12 protein-coding genes are annotated in these 20,946 nt (G+C 70.9%); 5 read left to right on the top strand and 7 right to left on the bottom strand.

All coding sequences use genetic code 11. The features are described 5' to 3' along the window. Positions 1-64: 64 nt before the first annotated feature. Positions 65-1,201 (bottom strand): LpqB family beta-propeller domain-containing protein, encoded by a 1,137-nt coding sequence (locus NR810_RS46235; RefSeq protein ID WP_257462097.1) that lies wholly within the window; start codon positions 1,199-1,201, stop codon positions 65-67. A 12-nt stretch (positions 1,202-1,213) separates the two neighbouring features. Continuing rightward, complete coding sequence (locus tag NR810_RS46230; RefSeq protein WP_257462096.1) at positions 1,214-2,818, bottom strand: golvesin C-terminal-like domain-containing protein; 1,605 nt, start codon at positions 2,816-2,818, stop codon at positions 1,214-1,216. A 223-nt stretch (positions 2,819-3,041) separates the two neighbouring features. On the opposite strand from NR810_RS46230, the gene NR810_RS46225 reads away from it, so the two are divergent. The 3 genes from NR810_RS46225 (at position 3,042) to NR810_RS46215 (ending at position 6,349) form a co-directional block, all read left to right on the top strand. Continuing rightward, positions 3,042-3,776, top strand: a complete 735-nt coding sequence (locus tag NR810_RS46225; RefSeq protein WP_257462095.1) for a metallophosphoesterase — start codon at positions 3,042-3,044, stop codon at positions 3,774-3,776. 184 nt (positions 3,777-3,960) lie between these two features. Beyond that, the gene (locus tag NR810_RS46220) at positions 3,961-5,019 is read left to right on the top strand and encodes a hemolysin family protein (RefSeq protein WP_257462094.1); all 1,059 of its coding nucleotides are present in this window, start codon (positions 3,961-3,963) and stop codon (positions 5,017-5,019) included. After that, positions 5,012-6,349 (top strand): hemolysin family protein, encoded by a 1,338-nt coding sequence (locus tag NR810_RS46215; RefSeq protein ID WP_257462093.1) that lies wholly within the window; start codon positions 5,012-5,014, stop codon positions 6,347-6,349. The genes NR810_RS46220 and NR810_RS46215 overlap by 8 nt, the downstream gene beginning before the upstream one ends. Before the next feature lie 9 nt (positions 6,350-6,358). Here NR810_RS46215 and NR810_RS46210 read toward each other — a convergent pair whose 3' ends face one another. Next, positions 6,359-8,545 carry an HYR domain-containing protein gene (locus NR810_RS46210; protein ID WP_257462092.1) on the bottom strand — a complete coding sequence of 729 codons (2,187 nt, stop codon included), beginning with the start codon at positions 8,543-8,545 and terminating at the stop codon, positions 6,359-6,361. 449 nt (positions 8,546-8,994) lie between these two features. Here NR810_RS46210 and NR810_RS46205 point away from each other — a divergent pair, with 449 nt between their 5' ends. Then, on the top strand, positions 8,995-12,267 hold the full coding sequence (locus NR810_RS46205) for a GAF domain-containing protein (RefSeq protein ID WP_257462091.1): 3,273 nt from the start codon (positions 8,995-8,997) through the stop codon (positions 12,265-12,267). Positions 12,268-12,305: 38 nt separating this feature from the next. Here the strand turns inward: NR810_RS46205 and NR810_RS46200 are convergent, their stop codons facing one another. From NR810_RS46200 to NR810_RS46190, 3 genes are all read right to left on the bottom strand, one after another. Next, complete coding sequence (locus tag NR810_RS46200; protein ID WP_257462090.1) at positions 12,306-14,336, bottom strand: S9 family peptidase; 2,031 nt, start codon at positions 14,334-14,336, stop codon at positions 12,306-12,308. Positions 14,337-14,409: 73 nt separating this feature from the next. Then, the gene (locus NR810_RS46195; protein WP_257462089.1) at positions 14,410-15,192 is read right to left on the bottom strand and encodes a DUF4184 family protein; all 783 of its coding nucleotides are present in this window, start codon (positions 15,190-15,192) and stop codon (positions 14,410-14,412) included. 153 nt (positions 15,193-15,345) lie between these two features. Continuing rightward, a complete protein-coding gene (locus NR810_RS46190; RefSeq protein WP_257462088.1) occupies positions 15,346-18,984 on the bottom strand; it encodes a hypothetical protein in 3,639 nt (1,212 codons plus the stop codon). Positions 18,985-19,215: 231 nt separating this feature from the next. Between NR810_RS46190 and NR810_RS46185 the strand changes: the two genes are divergently transcribed. Then, positions 19,216-20,397, top strand: a complete 1,182-nt coding sequence (locus NR810_RS46185) for a hypothetical protein (protein WP_257462087.1) — start codon at positions 19,216-19,218, stop codon at positions 20,395-20,397. An 87-nt stretch (positions 20,398-20,484) separates the two neighbouring features. Here the strand turns inward: NR810_RS46185 and NR810_RS46180 are convergent, their stop codons facing one another. Further along, entirely contained in the window at positions 20,485-20,940 is a 456-nt protein-coding gene (locus tag NR810_RS46180) for a group II truncated hemoglobin (RefSeq protein WP_257462085.1), read from the bottom strand. Positions 20,941-20,946: the final 6 nt, after the last annotated feature.

Raw genomic sequence — 20,946 nt, 5'->3', positions numbered from 1 at the left:
GAACTCGAGAGCGCTCATACCCTCACCCCGTCCCTCTCCCAGAGGGAGAGGGGATGTGGGGGAGTCAGGGACTCACGGCCCGGCCCGCATCGGGCGGCTCCTTGGGCACGAACCAGCGCGGCAGCCAGTCCGCTCCCTTCGCGCTCGTCAACTGCGTCTGCCCACTCCCGTCCGCCCTCATCAGGAACAGCTCCACGTCCCCCGTACGGTCCGACGCGTACGCCAGGTACTTCCCATCCGGACTCCACTCCGGCTGGTCGTTCACGCTCTTCCCGTCCGTCAGCGCCACCGGCTCCCCTCCCGCCACCCCCACCACCCAGATGCGCGCCTTCCCCTCCTTCTCCGTCTTCTCCCTCGCCACGAACGCCAGCTTCTGCCCGTCCGGACTCCACACCGGCTCCCGCTCCTCCCCCGTCACCGCGCTCCCGGACACCGCTCTCAGCCCCGTCCCGTCCGGCTTCACCACGAACACCCTCGTGCGCCCCTCCCGGTCACTCAGGAAGGAGATCCACTTGCCGTCCGGGCTCCACTTCGGCGCCATGTCCTCCTTGTAGAACGCCGTCAGCCGGCGCACGTCCGTGCCGTCCGCCTTCATCACGTAGATCTCCGGGTCTCCCTCCCGGCTGGACACGAACGCCACCTGCGTCCCGTCCGGTGACACGCTCGGCTCGAAGTTCCCCTCGCGCGCCGTCGCCAGCCGCTTCACCTCCGCGCCCGCTCGCGGCTCCTGCCGCACCACGTCGCTGAAGCCCTCCGCGTCCGACTCCGCCACGAACCAGCGGCCATCCGGCGCCCAGCTCGGGTTGCGCGCCCGGCCCCGGGGCTCCGTCAACATCACCGGCTCGCCTCCCCCCAACGGCACCAACCGCAACTGCTCCACGTGCAGCCCCCCCACCTGCGCCGCCGCCACCACCATCACCGCCGCTCCGTCCGGAGACGGCGCGATGGGGTACTCGTCCTCGGGACCTCGCGTCAGCTGGGACTCCTCCCCCGTGGGGCGCACCAGCCACACATCCTTCTGCGGTGCCCGCTCGGAGACGAAGGCGATCACTCCCGGCATCGCCTTGCGCTCCTCCGCCGACAGCGGCCCCGAGCCGGAGCCGCACATGCCCGCCTTGCATCCCACTCCGAGCAGGGCGAGCACGGCCAACCGCCGCGCTCCACCCCGCCACCCCTGCTGCTTCGCGAAGTCCCGAGTCATCACGTCACGTCATTACCGCACACGGATGGCGTCCGCGATGACCTGATAGCCAGACGTGGTCCAGCGGCTCAACTGCACCTTGTTCCAGCCGGCCGGGAAGCTCCACGTCCCCAGCGCGTTCCACGCGCCGCCACCGGTCTGCTGGTTCTTGTTCACCGTGGCCAGCTTGGTGCCGTTCGCGTCCCAGATGATGAAGGGCGCGGTCGTCGAGCGGTCCGTGGCCGAGGTCCACCAGGCCTCGATCGTCTTCGTGCCCGCCGCCGGCAGGTAGAACCAGAACGTCGCCGGGTCGGACACCGCCGCCGTCGGGGCCGCGAAGTAACCCGAGCCGTAGTAGCCCGCCACGTTCGTCGAGGACACCCAGTTGGCCGACACCTCGATGTAGCCCTTGGAGGAGTCGTTGTTGGCGTTGTTGCTGTCGACGACGATGCCCGTGGAGGCGCCGCAGTAGCTCTGCACCTTGCTGATGTACGTGGACCACGGCCAGTTGGGACCCGGATCCGTGCGGCTGGCCGGCTGCAGCCGTCCGTGCGCCACGATGTGGTAGCTGTCACGCACGATGGCCTGCCCCTGCGTGATGTCGCACGTCAGCCTCGCCGAGGCGTCGATCTGCCCGGCCGGGAAGGACGTCTGGCTGGCGAAGCCACCGTGCTCGATGCCCACCGAGAAGTGGTTCACCGACACGCCCTGCAGGCCGCACATCACGCCGCCGTTGAGGTTGCAGTCGTAGGTGGCACCCACGTGCCAGCCACGGTCCGACTCGCGCACCAGCTGGGAGATCTCCGAGCCGCTCTCGTTCACCACGTAGTGCGCGCTCACGCCGGAGGCGGAGTTGGTCAGCCAGCTCCAGCAGCTCGAGTAGCTGCCCTCACAGGTGTGGATGACCACGATCTGCACGTCGCCCTGGGTGCCCGTGGGACGCGCGTTGTAGTTGGGCGAGGGGCGCCAGATGGAGGCGGCGTAGTCCGGACCGGTGGCCAGCGCGTGCACGCGGGGCGAGTCGAACTGCGCGCGCACCTGCGTGGGCATGAGCGAGACGGCCAGGTCGCCCGCGGGCGTCTGGGCCACCGCGCCCAGGCGCATCACGTTGTACACCTCATTGTGGATGTACTCGGCCTGAGCGTCGGCGCTGGTGATGCCGCTGAGCTTCGCCACGGCCGGGGCCCAGGCGCCCACCTCCGAGCGGTCCAGCTTCAGCTCGTCCGCGGTGGCCGACAGCAGCGCCGCGTAGGCGCGGATGTTGGCCTCGGGCTGGGTGCGCACGGCCTCCTCGGACACACCGGCCAGGCGCGCACCCTCGGCGACGTTCGCGCCGCGCAGGCCCATCAGGCCGTAGGCGGCGGGCATGCCCTCGAACTCCTGCTCGCCCTTCACCATCTCCCACCGGGTCTCGGTGTAGGAGACGGCCTTGAGCAGGTCGGCGGGAACGCGGAAGTCGGCGGCCGCCTGGGCGAAGAAGCCGTCCAACTGGTACGGGGTGCGCTCGGCCTCGCGCTGCGCGGGCGTGCGCGAGTCCTCGACGGGGGCAGGTGCGGAGGGGGTGGGCTCCTGCGGACCACAGGCAGCCAGGGAGAACGCGGCGGCGGCTGCCACCAGCGGCTTACGGAACGGGTGCATGGAAGCACTCCTTGGGGGGAAGGGATGAAGCGACGGCTCCGCCCCCTCCTGGGGGGGCTGGTCCGATAAGATGCCCTTTCCCGTTCCCCAAGGGAAGCCTGTTTTTCTTGAAACCCTATTCTTCAAGAGTTTTGTCTTGAAACGATCGGCCGGGTGGCCGGGGAGTGGCCTGGGGGACGATGCGAGGGGCGACGGGGGATGCGGGCTGGGTTAGGAGAGGGGCATGCGTCTCTTCGCCATCGGGGACACCCATCTGCCCTCCACGCGCAACAAGGACATGCACCGCTTCGGGTGGACGGATCATCCGTTGCCACTCCAGCGCGCCTGGGACGAGAAGGTGCGGCCCGAGGACGTGGTGTTGGTGGTGGGGGACATCTCGTGGGCGACGCGGCCCACCGAGGTGATGGACGACCTGAAGTGGCTGGACGAGCGGCCGGGGCGCAAGGTGCTGGTGCGTGGCAACCACGACTACTGGTGGGGCGACTCGGCGTCGAAGCTGCGCAAGCTGCTGGAGCCGTACAAGACGCTGGAGGGCTTCCTGCACAACAGCGCGGTGGTCATCGGACGGTGGGTGATCGCCGGTACGCGGCTGTGGACGGCACCCGAGGCCCCGCCGATGCCGGGCGGGGAGATGGGCGACGAGCACGGAGACGCGGGGTACGTGGAGCGCGAGACACGGCGGCTCGCGGCGTCCATCGCGGACGCGGAGAAGAAGGAGAAGGAGAGCGCCGAGCCGCTGACGCGCGTGGTGGCGGTGCACTTCCCACCCATGTACGCGAACGAGAAGCCGACGGCGTTCCTCGGGCCCATCGAGGCGTTCAAGCCGAAGGTCTGCGTGTACGGCCACCTGCACGCGGGAGGAATCCCCGCGGGCTTCACCGGAGAGCGCGCCGGAATTCGCTACGTGCTGGCCTCGTGTGACGCGGCGGGCTTCTCCCCGGTGCTGCTGGACGAGTAACGCCAGTCGCTCCCCTGCTGTCCGAGAGTGCCTTCGACCCGGGTACAGCTTTGCCCCGCGAGCGCGGCGATGCGCCTGAGCGGGGCCGTGCGGATTGTCCTGGAGTACAGCCCGTCCCTCCCGTGCCTGCATGAGCGGCGATGCCCATGCTCGTAGGGTGTGTTCTCTCCCTACGTGAGGCGCGATGGCCTGGCTCGTCATTCTTCTACTCATTGGCGTCAATGCGCTCTACGTCGTCGCGGAGTTCGCCGCGGTCGCCTTGCGCGCGACACAACTTCAGCCGCTCGCCCAACGGGGCGATCGCCGCGCCGCGGGTCTTCTCGCGGTACTCCAGGATGGCGCCGAGCTCGACCGCTACGTGGCCGCCTGCCAGATTGGCATCACGCTCTCGAGCCTCGTCGTCGGCGCCTATGGACAGGCCACCGTCGCGTTGCAGCTCGCGCCCCTCTTCCAGCGCCTCGGAGGGCTGCAACCCGTGGCGGCGCACTCGGCGGCGGCGATCGTCGTCCTCGTGCTGCTCACCGTCCTGCAGGTGCTCTTCGGTGAGCTCGTCCCGAAAGCGCTCGCGCTACAGTTCACCGTGAAGGCGGGGCTGCTGACGTACCCGCCCATGCGCCTGTCCCTCAAGCTGTACGCGGGCTTCCTCAAGGTGCTCAACGGCAGCGGGCTCCTGCTGCTGCGCCTCTTCGGGGTGAAGCCCGGCGGGCACCGCCACATCCACTCGCCCGAGGAGTTGGATCTGCTCATCGCGGAGAGCCACCAGGCGGGCGTGCTCGCCCCCGAGGAGCAGCGCCGGCTCCACAGCGCCCTCACGCTGGGCGAGCGCACCGCGGCGGACCTCATGGTGCCGCGCAAGCGCATCGCCGCGCTCGACATCACCACCTCACCGGACGAGCTGCTGCGCCGGGCCATCGCGAGCCCCTACACCCGCATGCCCGTGTACCAGGGCTCGCTCGAGAAGATGCTGGGCATCGTCCACACCAAGGACATCGCGAGCCACTTCGCCCGCCATGGCACCCTGCCGCCGCTGCGCGACGTGCTGCGTCCGCTGCCCACGGTGCGCCGGGGGGTGAAGGCGGACCAGCTGCTCACCCTGCTGCGCGAGCGGCGTGCCACCCAGGCCCTGGTGGTGAACCGCAACGGAAGGGTGGAAGGACTCGTGAGCCTCGAGGACGTGCTCGAGGCGCTGCTCGGCCGGATGGGCGATGAGCTCAAGCCCGCGATGGAGCCCGCTCATGCATGACCTCGTCGCGCCGTTCGTCATCGCGCTGCTCATCCTCGTCAACGCGTTCTTCGTCGCCGCCGAGTTCTCCCTGCTCGGCGCGCCGCGCACCGCCATCGACCGCCGCGCGGAGAAGGGCAGCAAGCGCGCCCTGCGCGTGCGCGAGCTGCTGCGCGACCCCAGGCAACAGGACCGCTACATCGCCACCGCCCAGGTGGGCATCACGTTCGCGAGCCTCGGGCTCGGCATGTACGGCGAGCACGTGGTGGCCGAGTGGCTGGCGTCCCTCCTGGAGTCGCTCGGAGGCTCGCGGTGGGCCGCCGCCCACACGCTGGCGAGCATCCTCTCCGTCACCCTGCTGACGTACCTGCACATCGTGCTCGGCGAGATGATTCCCAAGACGCTCGCGCTGCACCGCGCGGAGCACTCCGCGCTGTGGATCAGCACGCCCATCCGGTGGGTGAGCACGGTCCTGTTCCCCGTGGTCGTCCTGCTGAACTCCATGGGCAACGGGGTGCTGCGCCTCATGGGCGTGCGCCGTACCGGCGGCTCCACGAGCCACTCGCCGGAGGAGCTGCGCTTCGTCGTCGAGGAGAGCCAGCACGCGGGGCACCTGCGCCAGGAGTCGGGCCAGGTCATGAAGGAGCTCCTGCGCTTCGGAGAGCGGACCGCTGGAGAAGCCGCCACGCCCCGCGTCCGCCTGCTGGGAATTCCGCTGGGTGCCTCGCCGGAGGTGGTGCGCGGCGTGCTGCGGCAGTCCAACCACACGCGCTACCCCGTGTATGCGAAGGACCTCGACCACATCGTGGGCATGGTGCACATCAAGGACCTGCTGCGCGTCCTGTCCTCGGGAGACCCGCTGACGTACGCGCGCGTGCGGCCGGTGCCCTTCGTGCCGCGCACGGTCCGGCTCGACGACGTGCTGTCCGTGATGCGCCGCGAGAAGACCCAGATGGTCGTGGTGATGGATGAGCTCGGAGGTACCGCGGGCCTGCTCACCATCGAGGACCTCTTCGAGGAGGTGGTGGGCGACATCGACGAGGGAGTCCCCACCGCGCCCGTCCTCCAGTCGGATGGAGATGGCCACCTCATCGCCGAGGGCATCCGCCGGCTCGACGAGGTGGGCAAGCAGCTGGGGCTCGATCTCACTCACGACGAGGTGGACACCGTGAGCGGGCTCGTGCTCGCCCTGCTGGGCCGGCCTCCGCACGTGGGCGACGTGGTCGACTACGGCGAGGTCCGCCTCGAGGTGACGAACGTGGAGGGCCGCGGGGTGAAGGAGTGCCGCATCCAGCGCCTCGCGCCACCGGACCACGCGGCGCCCGAGGAGAGCGCCGCGCAACCCCACTGATGGCGGACCTCACTCCGCCACGGAGATGTGCTTCCAGTCGAACGCACCGCCCACCGGACGGCACGAGCGCCACTTCTCACCACTGTCGACCACGGGAGCACCGTTGCGAACCACGGGCACCCCCACCGGACACATGCCGCGGGTGACATTGCCGGACGTGTCGCGCACCTCGAAGTGGAGCGAGTACGCGCGGCCATTCCCGTCGGCCAGCCGGTCCGCGCGGACCTTCACCGTGGTGGCGTCCACGAAGACGACATCCGGCTCGCCCTCGCCCTGGGCCTCGTCGGAGGAGACGCAGGAGATGGTGGCGGTGGCCCCCGTCTGGGTGAGCCCACCGCTGCACTGGTCATGCACCACGATGCAGTCCTCGAGGCGGATGGTGCGGTAGAGCTGGTCCGCGGGCCACAGGGGCGCGGGCGGCGTCACGGTGACCACGGGGGGCGTCTGGTCGACCACCTGGACGGTGGTGGTGCACGAGGCCTCGTTGCCCGCGCTGTCCCGCGCCGTGTAACGCACGGTATTGGCGCCGAGCGCGTACCAGTCCGGCATGGGGCCGGAGACCTGGGACCCGGTGCAGACATCGAAGGCGGTGGCCACGCCCGGCACGACATAGGCGGAGTTGCGGCCGGTGCACTCGGCGACGATGGGCTCGGGGCACAGGAGCATGGGCGCCGTCGTGTCCACCACCGTCACGGTGGGAGCGCAGGTCGCCGTGTTGCCGGAGGCATCCATCGCGGAGTAGCCGAGCGTGTGCGCGCCGAGCGGCAGGGTGACGGCCTCGGGCTGGGTGACGCTCGCGGAGCCGCAGTTGTCGGTGGCGGTGGCCTGGGGCGGCGTCACGAGTGCCTGGCCCTGGCCGGAGCACTCCACGCGGAAGTCTCCCGGGCAGGCGAGCGCCGGGGCCTCGCAGTCGCGCACCGTCACCTTGGACCAGCAGGAGTCCTGCGCCTTACCATCCGAAGCGGTCATGCAGACGCCGTGCACGCCCGGGGCATACGGGCCCATCGGGTGTGCGTCCCACGACACGGAGTCCCCATCCGGGTCCACGGCGGTGGCCATGTCCGTCACGGTGGCGATGCACACGCCCGGGTCGGTGCACACGGAGACGTCGTGGCAGGTGGCCTCGGGCGCGCGGTTCTCCTTCTGGCACGTCGCACCGCAACCATCCCCACCCGTCTGGTTGCCGTCATCGCACGCCTCGCCCGGGTCGACACGGCCGTTGCCGCACACCTGGCAGTCCGTGTCCTGTCCGTCCACCGCGCCGTCCCCGTCATTGTCGAGCCCATCGGCGCAGTCCTCCGCGCTGAGGATGACGGCGGTGCCACCGAGCATCACCGGCTTGCCAGCATGCGGGTTGTACGCCTCGTTGTTGTAGGCGAGCACGTGCAGGCCCGAGTAGCCGCTCGGCCCGGTGAAGACGTTGTGGAAGGACTTGTGGCTGAGCTCGAAGGCGCTGATGGTGGGCGCGAACTCGTGAAGCTCCGCGGTGGGCTCGGCCACATCGAAGGGGATGTCCTCCATCTGCAGCGGCATGGGGAGGAAACCCCACCCTCCGGAGACCTCGGCCTGGGTGAGCGCGATGAGCGAGCCGCCCCGCACGTTGACGAAGTGGGCGATGTCCGGCTGGCGCGCGTTGAGCGCGAGAATCTGCTGCGCGGTGAGGCCGCCCAGGGTGTGCCGCTCCGCCGACGGCAGGTAGAGGAAGGCGAAGCGGTTGAAGTCCACCTTGGCGATGTCCTCGACCGAGCGCACATGGGTGACACGCGCTCCCGGGCCGCCATGACCGGTGTTGTTCCAGCTGTTGAAGGCGGCGAGGGCCTGTCCCCCATTGACGCCGATGGCGAGGATGCCGGTGCCGCCCGACTTGGAGCGGGAGAGCGCGGAGCGGAAGAGCGAGGGGTAGAGGCCTCCGCAGCGGCTCTCCTCGCAGTGCCACAGGTCGTCGGCGTCATCACCCGTCACGATGACGAAGCCCCCCCGGGGAGGACCGGAGGGAGGCGCAGGAGGCGCCGCCGGAAGGTCCTCCGCGGACGGGGTCGCCGTCTCCAGCACGGGCGCCATGCCGTGCGACCCATCGGACTCCTCGTAGTAACCACCACAGCCGGACCCGAAACCAACGAGCAGCAGGACGGACAACGGCACGCCAAGTCCTGTGAGGACGCCCGGCGAGCGAGCGGGCGGACACGTATCGAGCATGGAAGTTCCCCAGCGCGGGAAAGGGGGTACCCGCGCGTGGGGACATCAGTAGTGATGCGACTCCATGCGCGAGGAGCGTGCCGCGCGTGCAATGTCCAGCGGGCCAGCGCCCTGCGTCCGCTCTCCGACGAAACCGGGGGAGGACCCGTCCACCACCGACGTTCATCCCTCCCCAAGGAGCTGTAGCACCGTCACCCGCGAGCGTTTCTCACCCTGAGGCAATCCGAGACGGGGGTGAGGACAGGGAGCCAGGCTCGCCATCCCAGCATCGGATTTTTCTTGATTTGCTTGTTTTGCATGGTAGGAATGCTTCGACCCAGGCACAGGAGGGCCGCCATGCGTCCGGAATCCATCGTTCCCCCGCGGGAGGCGATGGGTTGTCCAACCTACTGGATTCTCTCGGCTCTTCGTTTCTGCTCACATGCACCGCAGGGCAGGTGGGTGACCGCATGGTGGCTGCTGGAGCGAGAGAGGCGAGCGCGCGGGAGTCCGGGACACCGGATGCCCAGCGGCTGGCGCTGCTCGTGGACGCGTCCCAGCGGCTCGCCGACGCCGGCCTGGAACCGACCGCGGTGCTGGAGCGCCTGTGTGCGCTGATGGTCCCCCGGCTGAGCCAGGCCTGTTCGGTGCGGCTGCTGTCCAAGGACGGCAGATGGCTGCACTCGGTGGCCTCGGCGCACACGGCCCCGGAGGTGCGCGCCCTCATGGAGCACCTCGCCTCCATCCCGCAGCCCGCGGACCGGGGCGTCCACGCCGAGGTGCTGGTCACCGGCCACGCCATTCATTACTCCCCGGTGCAGTTGGCCGAGCTGCAGAACCAGCTACGGGCCGAGCACCCGCAGCACGTTCCGGCCGGGAGTCAGCTCGCGTCCTCGACCCCCGCCCACCTGCTGGTGCTGCCGCTGCGCGCGCGCCAGCGCATGATGGGCACCCTCGCCATCTATCGGGGACCGGAAGCACCGCCCTTCGAGCTCGCCGAGCAGCTGCTGATGCAGGAGCTGGCGGACCGCGCGGGGTTGGCGCTGGACCTGGCGCGCGCCCACGAGGCCGAGCGCCGGGCCCGGCACGCGGCGGAGGTGGCCGCCGAGCGGCTCGCCCGCCTGCAGCGCGTCACCGTCGCCCTCAGCGAGGCCATCACCTCCGCGGACGTGGCCCGCGTCGTCGTCGAGGAGATGATCGCCGCCATTGGCGCGGACCGGGCCGTGATGGCCACCCGGCTGGAGGAGGACCCCGAGCAGCTGGAGGTGGTGAGCCAGCGGGGAGTCTCGCTCTCGACCCTGGCGAGAAGTCCCCGCATCCCTCTCAGCGCGCCGCTGCCCGTGGTGATGGCGTACTGCACGGGCGAGCCGGTGTGGCTCGAGTCGCGCGAGGCCCTCACCCAGTCCTTCCCGAGCTCCCTCATCGCGGAGCCGGACATGACCCGGGCCGTGGTCGCCCTGCCGCTGCGGCTCCGGGGGCGGGCGCTGGGGGTCATCGGCTTCGGCTTCGACACGCACAGGACCTTCAACCCGGACGAGCGGGGACTGCTGCTGGACCTGGCCCGGCAGAGCGCCCAGGCCCTGGAGCGCGCCTGGCTCTACGAGTCCGCGCAGCAGGCCCGCACCCGCGCCGAGCGCGTCGCGGCGCGCACCGCCCGCCTGCAGACGCTCAACTCGGCCCTCTCCCAGGTACTCACCGCCCCGCGCGTGGCGGAGGTCGTCTTCGACCAGGGCGTGGCGGCCATCGGCGCCCAGCTGGCGTGCCTCTGGCTCGCGGACGAGTCCGGCAAACACGCCCGGTTGCTGCGCAGCGTGGGGCTGCCGCTGGATGTGGCCCATTCGGCGAACCAGGCACCGCTGGAACAGGGCAGCCTCCTGGAGGACATCATCCGGCGGGGGGAGCCGGCGTGGCTCGAGTCGCGCGAGGAGCTCGCCCGGCGCCATCCCCTGACGGAGCAGCGGCTGCGCGCGACGACGATGGCCGAGACCCCCATCGCCCTGGCATGCCTGCCACTGATGGTGGACGGGCGCAGCCTGGGAGGGATCGCCTTCGGCTTCCGGGGGGTGCACCACTTCGACGACGACGAGCGCGTCTTCCTCTCGCTGCTGGCCCACCACGCCGCCCAGGCCCTCGAGCGCGCCCGGCTCTTCGAGCAGGAGCGACAGGCCCGCGAGGCGCTGCGCGACGCCCACCACACGCTGCGGGCCATCATCGAGTCCTCGCCCATGGCCATCGTCCTGCTGGCGCTGGATGGCACGGTGCGGCTGTGGAACCCCGCCGCGGAGAGCATCTTCGGCTGGAAGGCCGAGGAGGTGCTCGGCCGCCGCTCCCCCATCGTCCCCGAGGACAAGCAGGCGGAGCTGAACGAGCACCTCGCGTGCGTCGCCCGCGGCGAGTCCATCCTCGGCCGGGAGCTGCGCCGCCAGCGGCGCGACGGCTCCCTGCTCGACGTGGCCATGTGGAGCACCTCGGTGCAGGTGGCGGGCGACCAGCGGCTGTGCCTGGCGGTGCTGGCGGACATCACCGAGCGCAAGCGCGCCGAGGAGGCCCTGCGCTTCCTCGCGGAGGCCAGCACCCTGCTGGCCAGCTCGCTGGACCATGAGGTGACGCTGGAGCGGATCGCCCACCTGGCCGTCCCCACCTACGCCGACGGCTGCCACGTGTACCTGCTCGGCGAAGAAGGCACGGTGAGGTGCGTGGCCACCGCCTGCGAGGGAGGCCATCGGGAGCCGCCGCGCGTGCTGGGGCCGCTGGCGCCTGGTGGCTCCGCCGTCTCACGCGTCATCCTCTCGGGACAACCCGAGCTGTGCACGGACCGCTCGGCCCGCCCTCCTCCGCCCCTCGAGGGGCCCCTGCTCCCGTGCGAGCTGACCACGCACTCCTACCTGTGCGTGCCCCTGCTGGTGCGAGGCCAGACGCTGGGCGCGCTCTCCTTCGTGTCCTCCCACCACGACTACGACGCACAGGATTTGTCGATGGCGCAGGAGCTCGCCCGGCGCGCGGCCCTGGCCCTCGACAACGCGCGCCTCTACCGCGACGCACGCGAGGCCATCCGGATACGTGAGGAGTTCCTCTCCATCGCCAGCCACGAGCTGCGCACACCCATCACCTCCCTCCAGCTTCAGGTGCAGGGCCTGTTGGGGGCGCTCACCCGCGGCCCCGACGGCCTCCCCCCGGAGCGGCTGCGCCGGGCCCTGGAGGTGATGGACCGGCAGGTGAAGCGACAGATGCACCTCGTCAACGACCTGCTGGACGTGTCCCGGCTGGACGAGGGCCGGCTCGTGCTGCGGCCGGAGTCGCTGGACCTGGCCACCCTGACGCGCGAGGTGGCGGAGCGCTTCGAGCAGGAGCTGGCGCGCACCGGCTCGCGCCTGACGCTGAGTGCCCCGGAGCCCATCTCCGGCCAGTGGGACCGGCTGCGGCTGGAGCAGGTGGTGACGAACCTCATCTCCAACGCGGTGAAGTACGGGCAGGGCAACCCCATCGAGCTCACCGTGGATGGAGAGGGTGGGGAGGCCCGCCTGGTCGTGCGGGACTCGGGTATCGGCATCGCCCCCGAGCACCTGGAGCGCGTCTTCGGCCGCTTCGAGCGCGCGGTGTCCGAGCGCCACTACGGCGGCTTCGGCCTGGGGCTGTGGATCTCCCGGCAGATCATCGAGGCCATGGGCGGCCACATCTCCGTGAGCAGCCAGCTCGGCCAGGGCTCCACCTTCCGCGTGCTACTGCCCCGCGGGGGGGGATGAGCCGGCGAACGGGTGCCGGTCATCCCCGCCTGGGGCCGCTACCTGCTGGAGCCGCTGGCCGCGGTGGAGGGCGAGCCCAGGTGCTTCTCCAGGAAGAGGAAAGTCGCCATGGTGATGGTGTCCCGGTTGGCCTTCTTGCCGAAGCCGTGGCCCTCGTCGAGCGCGAGCATGTACCAGACGTCCGCGCCCCGGTTGCGCACGGCCTTGACGATCTGCTCCGCCTCGGACTGGGGGACGCGCGGATCATTGGCGCCCTGTTGCACGAAGAGGGCGGCCTTGATGCGCTCCACCGCGTTGAGGGGTGAGATGCGCTCCTGCACCTTGCGCACCTCGGCATCGCGCTCGTCGCCGTACTCGGCGCGGCGCAGGTCCCTGCGGTAGGCCTGGGTGTTCTGCAGGAAGGTGGCGAGCGAGGAGATGCCCACCACGTCCACCGCGGCCCGGATGCGCTCGGGGAAGAAGGCCACCGAGGCCAGCACCATGTAGCCGCCGTAGGAGCCGCCGTAGACGCCCACGCGCGAGGCATCCAGCTCCGGGCGCGAGGCGATGTAGTCCAGCGTGGCGCCGATGTCCGCGAGGCTCTGCTCGCGCTTCACCCCGTCATCCATGGCGCGGTACGACTTGCCGTAGCCATCCGAGCCGCGCACGTTGGGCACCAGCACCGCCATGCCCAGCTCCACCGCGGCGTACTGCATGAAGGTGCTGAGGTTGGGACGGCTCTGCCCCTCGGGGCCGCCGTGCCAGATGACGACCACGGGCACCTTCCCCTTGGCCCCACGCGGCATGTAGAGGAACGCGGGGACCTTCACGCCGTCGGTGGACGGGTAGCGCACCAGCTCGGGCTCCACGAAGGTGTCCGTGTCCAGGCCGCCCACCTCCGAGCGCGTCCAGCGGGTGCTCTTCTTCGTGCGCACGTCGAGCAGGTAGACATCCGAGGGCGACTTCGAGGTGGTCAACGCGTAGGCGAGCACGTCCGAGCGCCCGCGCGGGAAGCCCAGCCCGCCCATCACGCCCTGGGGAATCTCCACCGGCGAGAGCGCGCCGCTCTTCGTGTCCAGGAGGTACAGCCGGCTGTACCCGTCCTCGTTCGTCTTCACCGCGAGCTTCTTCCCGTCCGGCGAGAGCGCGATGGCCTCCACGTTCCAGCGGATGGACTTCGTGAGGGAGGGGGGCGCGCTGGTGGGGGGCGCCTTGTCCACGTCCAGCTTGTAGAGCTCGGCGAAGTCGCTGTAGCGGTCGGTGATGAGGTAGACGCTCCTGCCGTCCGGCGTGAGGGCGGCACCGTCGATGCTGCCCTTGCCCTCCTTCGGCGTGACCTGGCGGCGCTCGCCCGTCTTCACGTCCACCACGTGCAGGTCGCTGTCGTCCGCCGCGCGGAACTGGGTGACGAGCAGCTTCGAGCCATCGCGCGAGAAGCCGGCCGGGTACCAGGTGCCCTCGGCCTCGGTGAGGCGGCGGGCCTGCTTGGGGTTGTCCGTGGGCGCCACGTAGACGTCGGTGTCCTTGCCGTTGCGGCCGGTGCTCCCGTAGGCGAGCCACCTGCCATCATCGGAGATGTCGAGCTGCTCGTGGCGGCTCTTGCCATCGGTGAGCAGCTCGGAGCGGCCGTTGCGCCGGTCCAGGCGGAACACCTGGAAGAACTCGCCGCCGCCCACGTCCTGCAGGAAGAAGATGACGCGCGGGTCGGTGGGGAGGAACTGCGCGCTGTTGATGGGCTCCGGGGTGAAGGTGAGCTGGAAGCGGGCACCCAGGGGCTGCTCCACGAGGTGGAGCTGGTTGGTGTCGGCGAAGCGGGTGGAGATGAGCACCTGCTTGCCGTCCTGGCTCACGTCCAGCAGGTTCGCCGAGCGCGACTCGAGGTACTGGAGGACGCGGCGGCGCAGCTCGGGAGGAATGGCGGGGACGCCGCTGGCCAGCAGGTTGGGCTGTCCGGGGAGGGGGGCGATGCCGGGCACCGAGGACGGAGCCTGGGCGGTCGCGGGCTTCTGCGCGGGCTGCGCGGGCGTTGCCGCGGCTGGAGTACCCGACAGCAGGGAGACGAGCAGTGGAGCGAGGGGTCCAAGATTCATGGTGCGCGAACCCTAACAGCCAGCCGGAAAGAGCGCGCTCCCTCTCCCCCTGGGAGAGGGCCGGGGTGAGGGTCTACTCCTGAACGGAGACCGTGGACGCACCGCGCCACGCGCGCCACCGGACGAGCGCGCACCCGAGGGTGAGCCCGACGAGCGCCCCCGTCACCGTGGGCCAGAAGGCCCACCAGAGCTGCGCCTCCAGCGCCCCCATGTCCTGGAAGCGCGACAGCCGCAGCCCGAGTCCCGCGCAGGCTCCGGCGGCGGTGGGCAGCAGCACGCGGAGGAAGTCGGCCACGGAGCCCCCTGGCACGGGAGCCAGGCGCGGATAGCGGCGCGCCATGTACCCGAGCACGATGAGCGAGCCCACCAGCGACGAGGCATGCTGCAGGACCCGGGCGAGCGGCAGGTCCCTGCTCCCGGCCGGCACGCGGATGTCCGGATAGAGGACCTCGGCGGGCCACATGGAGTGGTGGGTGAAGCCATCCCAGAGGATGTGCGTGGCCGCGCCGAGCACGAGCGCCACGGAGGCGAGAAGACAGGCGAGGGGGGTGCGCGGCAGGCCCTCGGTGCGAGCGAAGCGGCCCCATTGGATGCCAGCGACCTCGGGCAGCGCGAGGCGCAGCGCGGGGAGGATGAGCGCCTCCAGCCAGAGCAGGACCGCCAGGCCCACGGGCACACAGAAGGAGATGAACCCCGGGAAGGTGTGCGCGAAGTCGCCGAGCTCCCTCAGCGCGTACACGTAGGAGAGATCGGGCGCGCAGGCTCCGATGATGAGCGCGGTGGGCGTCAGCCCCCAGCGCGAGAGCCGGAAGAAGGGCAGGACCGCGGCGGCATGGGCGGGAAGGGTGACGGGCACGGGTATCCGCAATCCGTAGTCACTTTGGCCCGCGCGGCAAGCCCCCTCGTGTCACGGCCGCTCGGGCGAGTGGCGAACAGCGGACAGGAGATACCCTCACCCCGACCCTCTCCCAGAGGGAGAGGGAGAGGGAGAGGGAGGGGATTGGTGCGGTCAGGCCACGTCCTTGCGTGACTCCGAGGGGATGGCTCCATTCAGTCGCCAGGGCCACGCCAGGGGGGCGATTCGCGCGTAGAGCAGGAACAGGGATTCTCCGTCCGCGTGCTCGCGGCACACCCGGCTGGCCTCGCTCAGCAGCAGGCCCGGCGACATCACCCGGCCAGTCTTGCGCAACGCGAGCCGTAGTTCCTCCGGCACCGCCTCCAGGATGCCCTCCTTGTTGAGCCGCTCGTCGTTGGCCTCCGCGCACAGCTCCAGGTGGCGCACCAGCTCGGTCTTCAGCCGCGCGTCGTGCCCGAAGACGTAGGAGCACATCTGGAACAGCTCCGAGCCCGCCTCCGTCATCAGGTCCGACTGCTCGCGCGCGAAGCCCGGCTCACCCGCCGCCCGCCACAGGCAATCCCACCGCGCCTCCGCCGCGTGGCGCGCGTACAGCGCCCGCGCCGTGAGGTAGCTCTGCATCGAGTCGTGGAAGAAGCGCACGTGCGTGGGCACCGGGCCGGGCCTCGCATCCGCCGGCACCAGCAGGCCCGCGTCCAACAGCACGCGCAGCTTCGGCTCGTCCGGGCTGTCCCGGTAGACGATGAGCCGGCTCCGGTGCTCCCAGTAGCTGCCCAGGCACAGTGCCTCCGCGAAGGCCAGCAGCTCCGAGGTGGCCGCGTCCTCCGGGTCCTTCTTCAGCAGCCCCGCGAAGACGGCGCGGTAGAGGTTGATGACGCTGTCCACGTCTCCACCGCCGAACCGCAGCGCCAGCCGCACGAGGATGGGCACGTACGTCCCGTCCGCCGCGCGTCCCCGGCAGATGCGCTCGAGCGACCCGGAGAGCGGCACGGGCTTCCCATCCGCGCCCGGGTACGCGGCCTGGAAGCGCACCAGCCCCGCCCCATCCAGCCGCTTCGGCTCCACCCCCATCCACCGGAGCGAATGCGCCATCGCCAGCCGGTACGCCTCGTTGGGCCGGGCCGACAGCAGCAGCGGCGCGTGCAGCCCCATCTCGCGCTCCAGGTAGCGGCGCAGCGCCTCCGGCTCCAGCCTCGACTCGGTAAGGCCATCCAGCACGAGGAAGAAGTCCCCCGACTCCAGCAGCGTGTCCCGCAGCGCCTCCGGCAGCCCCAGGTCCACCAGCGCCTCCTTCGCGGCCACCTCGAGGTCCTCCGCCGCCGGGTCGATGAAGACGGGCAGGGGCGAGGCGGGCCGCTTCTCGAAGCGCTCCAGCGACAGCCGGACGAGCTGCCTCAACAGGGCGCTCTTCCCCCGGCCTCCCGCGCACTGGATGAGCAGGTGCGCGCGCTCGTGCGTGAGCAGCGTGGCCAGCTCCTCGGCGGTGCGCTCCGAGGCGGAGGCCGGCACCCCGGGTCCGGCGTGCTCGGTGACGTGCGAGGACAGCTCCACGTACACCTCGCCGTTGGCGCGGGCCGAGGCCACCTCCACCCGGCGGCGCACCTGCCGGACATAGGAGGCGAAGAAGCGGCGCCGGAAGGCGGGCCAGCGCAGCAGCGGCGCGGCGGCCCAGGAGAACGGGTGGGTGAAGACGAGCCGGCGGAACACCGCGGGCGACAGCAGCCCCAGGCCCGCGCACAGCACCAGCTCGGCGCACGTCACCGCCAGCACGGTGGGCACGTGGATGCGCAGTCCACCCAGCACCCCGAGCAGCTCGCCCCCCCCCGCCCCCACGAGCGAGGCGATATAGCCGAACAACGGCAGCCACCGGCGGGAAGCCGCCGAGGGGCGCAGCAGCAACATGGGCAGCACGAGCAGCAGTGTCACCGCGAGGCACGCCAGCGCGGTGCGCACCCAGACCCGGTCGAGCAGTGGCACGCCGAAGGGCACGTGCCGGAAGGTGGCGGTGAGCCGGGTGCCATTCTCCACCTCGTGCACCACCACGGCCCGATAGAGGCGCTCCGCGCTCCCCGGAGGCTCCGTCCACTGGAAGAGCACGCCGGCCGGCTCCCCGAGGCGCTGGATCCCCTGCCCCGCCAGCTCGCCGTCTCCCTCCTCCGCGCGCAACTCGAGCCGCAGCGAGCGCCCGGCCTCCGTGGCATGCGCGAGCCCGGGCCAGTCGAGCATCAGCGTCTCCAGCGGCATGCCCGCTTCGAGCTTGCCCTCCACCCGCACCTCGCCACTCGCATCGCGCTCGATGCGGGCGTCCCCCGCGAAGCCCACGCCCGCGCGCCCCACATCCGAGGCGGGCCCGTAGATGTAGCCGCGCGGGACGCCGGCGATCCACACCCGGCCAGTGCCTGGAATGGGGAGCACGTCGCTCATTCCCACGCCCTCGAGCACCTGCGTGGCCCCGAGCCCCCCCGCATCGAGCGAGAGCCTGTGGAGCCGGGTCCCGTCATCCGAGAGCAGCCACCCGCCCTGTGCGTCCCAGGCCTTCGGCGACGGGGAGCGCAGCCCCGTGTCCAGCGAGGCGCTCACGAGGATGTCCCTGCCCTTCACGAGCAGCAGGCGGACGACGCCATCGGGCGTCACCACCCAGGCGCGCTCCGACGAGACGGGAACGAGCCGGGCCCTGGCGAGCCACTCCACGTCCGCGCCGCGCGCCATTTCCTCACCGTTGCTCCCCAGGACATAGACGCGCTTCTCGTCGCTCGCCCACACGTGCCCGTCCGGCGACTTGTCCAGGGACAACACCACGCCCTCCACCCCCACCACGCCCGTGCCCACGCCCTTCCCGTCGGCGCCCATGAGCTTCAGCGTCCGGCCCGAGGACTCCGTGACACCCGGGCTCGCGTCGTCCACGACCATGAAGAGGCTGTCACCGCCTGGACCCAGGAGCTGCCGCACCTCCCTGTTCATCGGAGTCGACGTGGTCTTCGCTCCCTCGCGGCCCACGAGGAGGAAATCCGTGCCGCCGGAGTCCGCGCGCGCGCCTCCGGGGTCGGAGAGAACCGGGCTGGCCGCCCCGTACGAGAGCACCCAGGCCCGTTGGGGCTGCGAGGTGGGCACCAGGGCCGAGACGTCACGTGTCCGCAGCGGACGCGGGTTGAGCTGGGGACGCGCCCGCAGGTCCACCTGATAGAGACTGTGGTCCAACACGAGCCAGCCCTGCACGCCCTCCCCCACGGGCGACACCTCCTGCATGGTGGTCCCCGCCATGGACAGGTCCACCTTGTCCACCACGGTGCCCGCGGTGTCGATGACCCAGAGTTGCTTCTTGAGCCCGAACACGACCCAGAGCCGCTCGCGCCCCGCGGACGGCTTCCACTCCAACTCCTGGGCGAGCGCCAGGGGCTGCTGGACCGAACCCTGGTGGTCCACCACGAGCACCGCGCTGCCACGGCCCACGGGCAACGGCAGCCGCACGTGGACCCAGGCCCGCTCGGGGTCGGCCGTGGGAATCACCTCCACCACCTCCCAATCCATGCCCTTGAAGTCGGGGAAGAGTTGGTGGCCGGACCCGTCGACGAGCCAGAGCCCGGCCTGGTCCGGCGTCCATCCCCAGGCGTGGGAGCCGTGCCCGCACGGCACCATCTGGCGGCCTCGCGGGATGGGCTTCAGCCAGTAGCCTTCGACCTCGGCCTCGATGGGGGGTGGCGGCTCCTCGCTCCGGGCACAGGCGGCCACACTCGCGAGCAGCAGGAGAAGCAGGCTCCGCCGAAAGGACCGGGCAAGGGGGGGAGTCGTCATGCGGAGCCCGCATTCTGTCACAGGTCTCTCCCTCTCCGGGGCTCGCCCGCCCACCACACGGCCTGCCCGCGCCCCCCTCCCAGAAGACCCGGGAGCCGACACTCGGGGGCCGTGGATGCACGCCACCCGACACGCCACTGCCCCACGGGACGAGGAAGAGCTGGGAAGCGAACGATGCATCCAGGCACCGGCCGACCCATCTTCCCCACTCGATATCCAGGAGACCTGTGTATGCGGCTCGTCGTTTCCCTGCTGTGTCTCGGCCTGATGTCCGCGAGTGGCGCGGCGCGGGCGCAACAACCGGCCTATCCGCCTCCGACTGGTACACCGTCGCGGCCCGCGCCCGTCGCCCAACCGCCTCCGGCACAGCCGACGGCGCCCACGGCACAACCTTCCACGCCTCCACCGGCCACCACCACGCCTCCGCCGCCTCCGCCGCCGGCCAACGTCTCGGAGCCAGCACCTCCGCCACCTCCGGCGCCCGCGGCGCAGCCTCCCGCGCCTCCGCCCGTGACGACCGAGTCCCAGGGCCCCGCGGAGACGCCCTCGGAGCGGGCGATGCGCTACAGCCGGTTCTCCTCGGGCTCGGGCGGCATGATGCTCGTCTTCACGGAGATCCTCAGCGGCCTGGTGACGGGAGGACTCATCGGCAACTCCCTCGAGTCGAGGAACGGGACCTACGTGGGCGCGGTGCTCGGAGGCCTGTCGCTCGGCACGGCCGCGGCCCTGTACCAGTACTACGTTCCGGTGGAGCGCACGGAGTCACTGCTCGCGGTGAGTGGAGCGGCGCTGGGCTTCATCGCCGGCTTCGGCTATGGCACCGAGCACGGACTGAGCAAACGGGATCGCGCCCTCACCACGCTCCTCACGACGCAGCTCGGCATCATCGGCGTGCTGGCGGCCACGGCCGGTCCCGGTGACGTGAGCGAAGGGGACGCCTCACTCGTGGGGATGACGGCCATCTACGCCTTCGTGCTCACCGGGCTCGTCCAGTCGACGATCGCGCTCGGGCACGAGGGAGAAGAGGATACGGACCTCTCGCCGACGTTGGTGGCGCCCGCGCTGGGAATGGCGCTGGGCGGCCTGCTGGCGGTGCCGTTCGAGATTTCACCGGAGCGTGCCTTCAAGCTCACGGCGCTGCCGCTGGGAGTGGGCGCGGTGCTGCTGTTGGCGGGCACGGTGCTGGCGGAGGGTCCAGCCGTGCCGCTGTCGGCGATGGGCGGTATCGCCGCGACCTTCGTCATCACGCTGCTGGCCACGCAGGAGCCGCCCGCGGATGCCGCGCCCACGATGTATCAGCAGCGGTCGCGCCAATCGGATGCAGTCCAGGTCATGCCGGTGCCGGTGGTGATGAGCGCGGGCCGGCGAGGCGAGTCGCTGGGAGCGGGCCCGGGAGTGCTGCTGCGCTTCTAGCGAGCAACACCCACGACAAAAACCCCTCTCCCTCTGGGAGAGGGACGGGGTGAGGGTATGAAGTGAACCCGGGTTCCCCCCGGAGGCTCAGCCCTCGACGTTGCGAAGGAAGTCGGCCACGTCGCCGAAGCGCTGGTCGAGGAAGCGGCGCACGCCGCCCGTGATTCCACGGGCGTCCATCGCGCGCTGCATGCTGCGCAGCCAGGCGTCGCGCATGGCGACGTCGACCGGAAAGTGGCCGTGGCGCATGCGCAGGCGCGGGTGACCATGCTTCTCGATGTACTGCTGAGGTCCACCCAGCCAGCCGATGAGGAAGAGACCAAAGCGCTCGCGCATGCCACGGGAGACCTTGCCGTCCTCCAGCTCATGCAGGCGGGCGAGCGCTGGCTCGTGGGCATCCATGGCGTCGTAGAAGGCCTCGGCCAGGGCACGAACACCCTCCTCGCCGCCGAGGCGGTGGAAGGGCATGTCCTCCATGGAGGGGACCCAATCATCGTCGCTGCCAGGAATCTTCAGCCCGATGGGCTTCATCTCGGTGGACATGGCGTG

The organism is Archangium lipolyticum (assembly GCF_024623785.1).
In the GTDB taxonomy this organism is placed as follows: Bacteria; Myxococcota; Myxococcia; order Myxococcales; family Myxococcaceae; genus Archangium; species Archangium lipolyticum.
This window is presented reverse-complemented; position numbering and strand designations above follow the sequence as displayed.

What these genes read in the sequence shown, in the direction of transcription:
- NR810_RS46185 (WP_257462087.1), top strand. Translation starts at nt 19,216, where the DNA reads ATGCGGCTCGTCGTTTCCCTGCTGTGTCTCGGCCTGATGTCCGCGAGT.
- NR810_RS46180 (WP_257462085.1), bottom strand. Translation starts at nt 20,940, where the DNA reads ATGTCCACCGAGATGAAGCCCATCGGGCTGAAGATTCCTGGCAGCGAC.
- NR810_RS46200 (WP_257462090.1), bottom strand. Translation starts at nt 14,336, where the DNA reads ATGAATCTTGGACCCCTCGCTCCACTGCTCGTCTCCCTGCTGTCGGGT.
- NR810_RS46210 (WP_257462092.1), bottom strand. Translation starts at nt 8,545, where the DNA reads ATGCTCGATACGTGTCCGCCCGCTCGCTCGCCGGGCGTCCTCACAGGA.
- NR810_RS46190 (WP_257462088.1), bottom strand. Translation starts at nt 18,984, where the DNA reads ATGACGACTCCCCCCCTTGCCCGGTCCTTTCGGCGGAGCCTGCTTCTC.
- NR810_RS46230 (WP_257462096.1), bottom strand. Translation starts at nt 2,818, where the DNA reads ATGCACCCGTTCCGTAAGCCGCTGGTGGCAGCCGCCGCCGCGTTCTCC.
- NR810_RS46235 (WP_257462097.1), bottom strand. Translation starts at nt 1,201, where the DNA reads ATGACTCGGGACTTCGCGAAGCAGCAGGGGTGGCGGGGTGGAGCGCGG.
- NR810_RS46205 (WP_257462091.1), top strand. Translation starts at nt 8,995, where the DNA reads ATGGTGGCTGCTGGAGCGAGAGAGGCGAGCGCGCGGGAGTCCGGGACA.
- NR810_RS46215 (WP_257462093.1), top strand. Translation starts at nt 5,012, where the DNA reads ATGCATGACCTCGTCGCGCCGTTCGTCATCGCGCTGCTCATCCTCGTC.
- NR810_RS46225 (WP_257462095.1), top strand. Translation starts at nt 3,042, where the DNA reads ATGCGTCTCTTCGCCATCGGGGACACCCATCTGCCCTCCACGCGCAAC.
- NR810_RS46220 (WP_257462094.1), top strand. Translation starts at nt 3,961, where the DNA reads ATGGCCTGGCTCGTCATTCTTCTACTCATTGGCGTCAATGCGCTCTAC.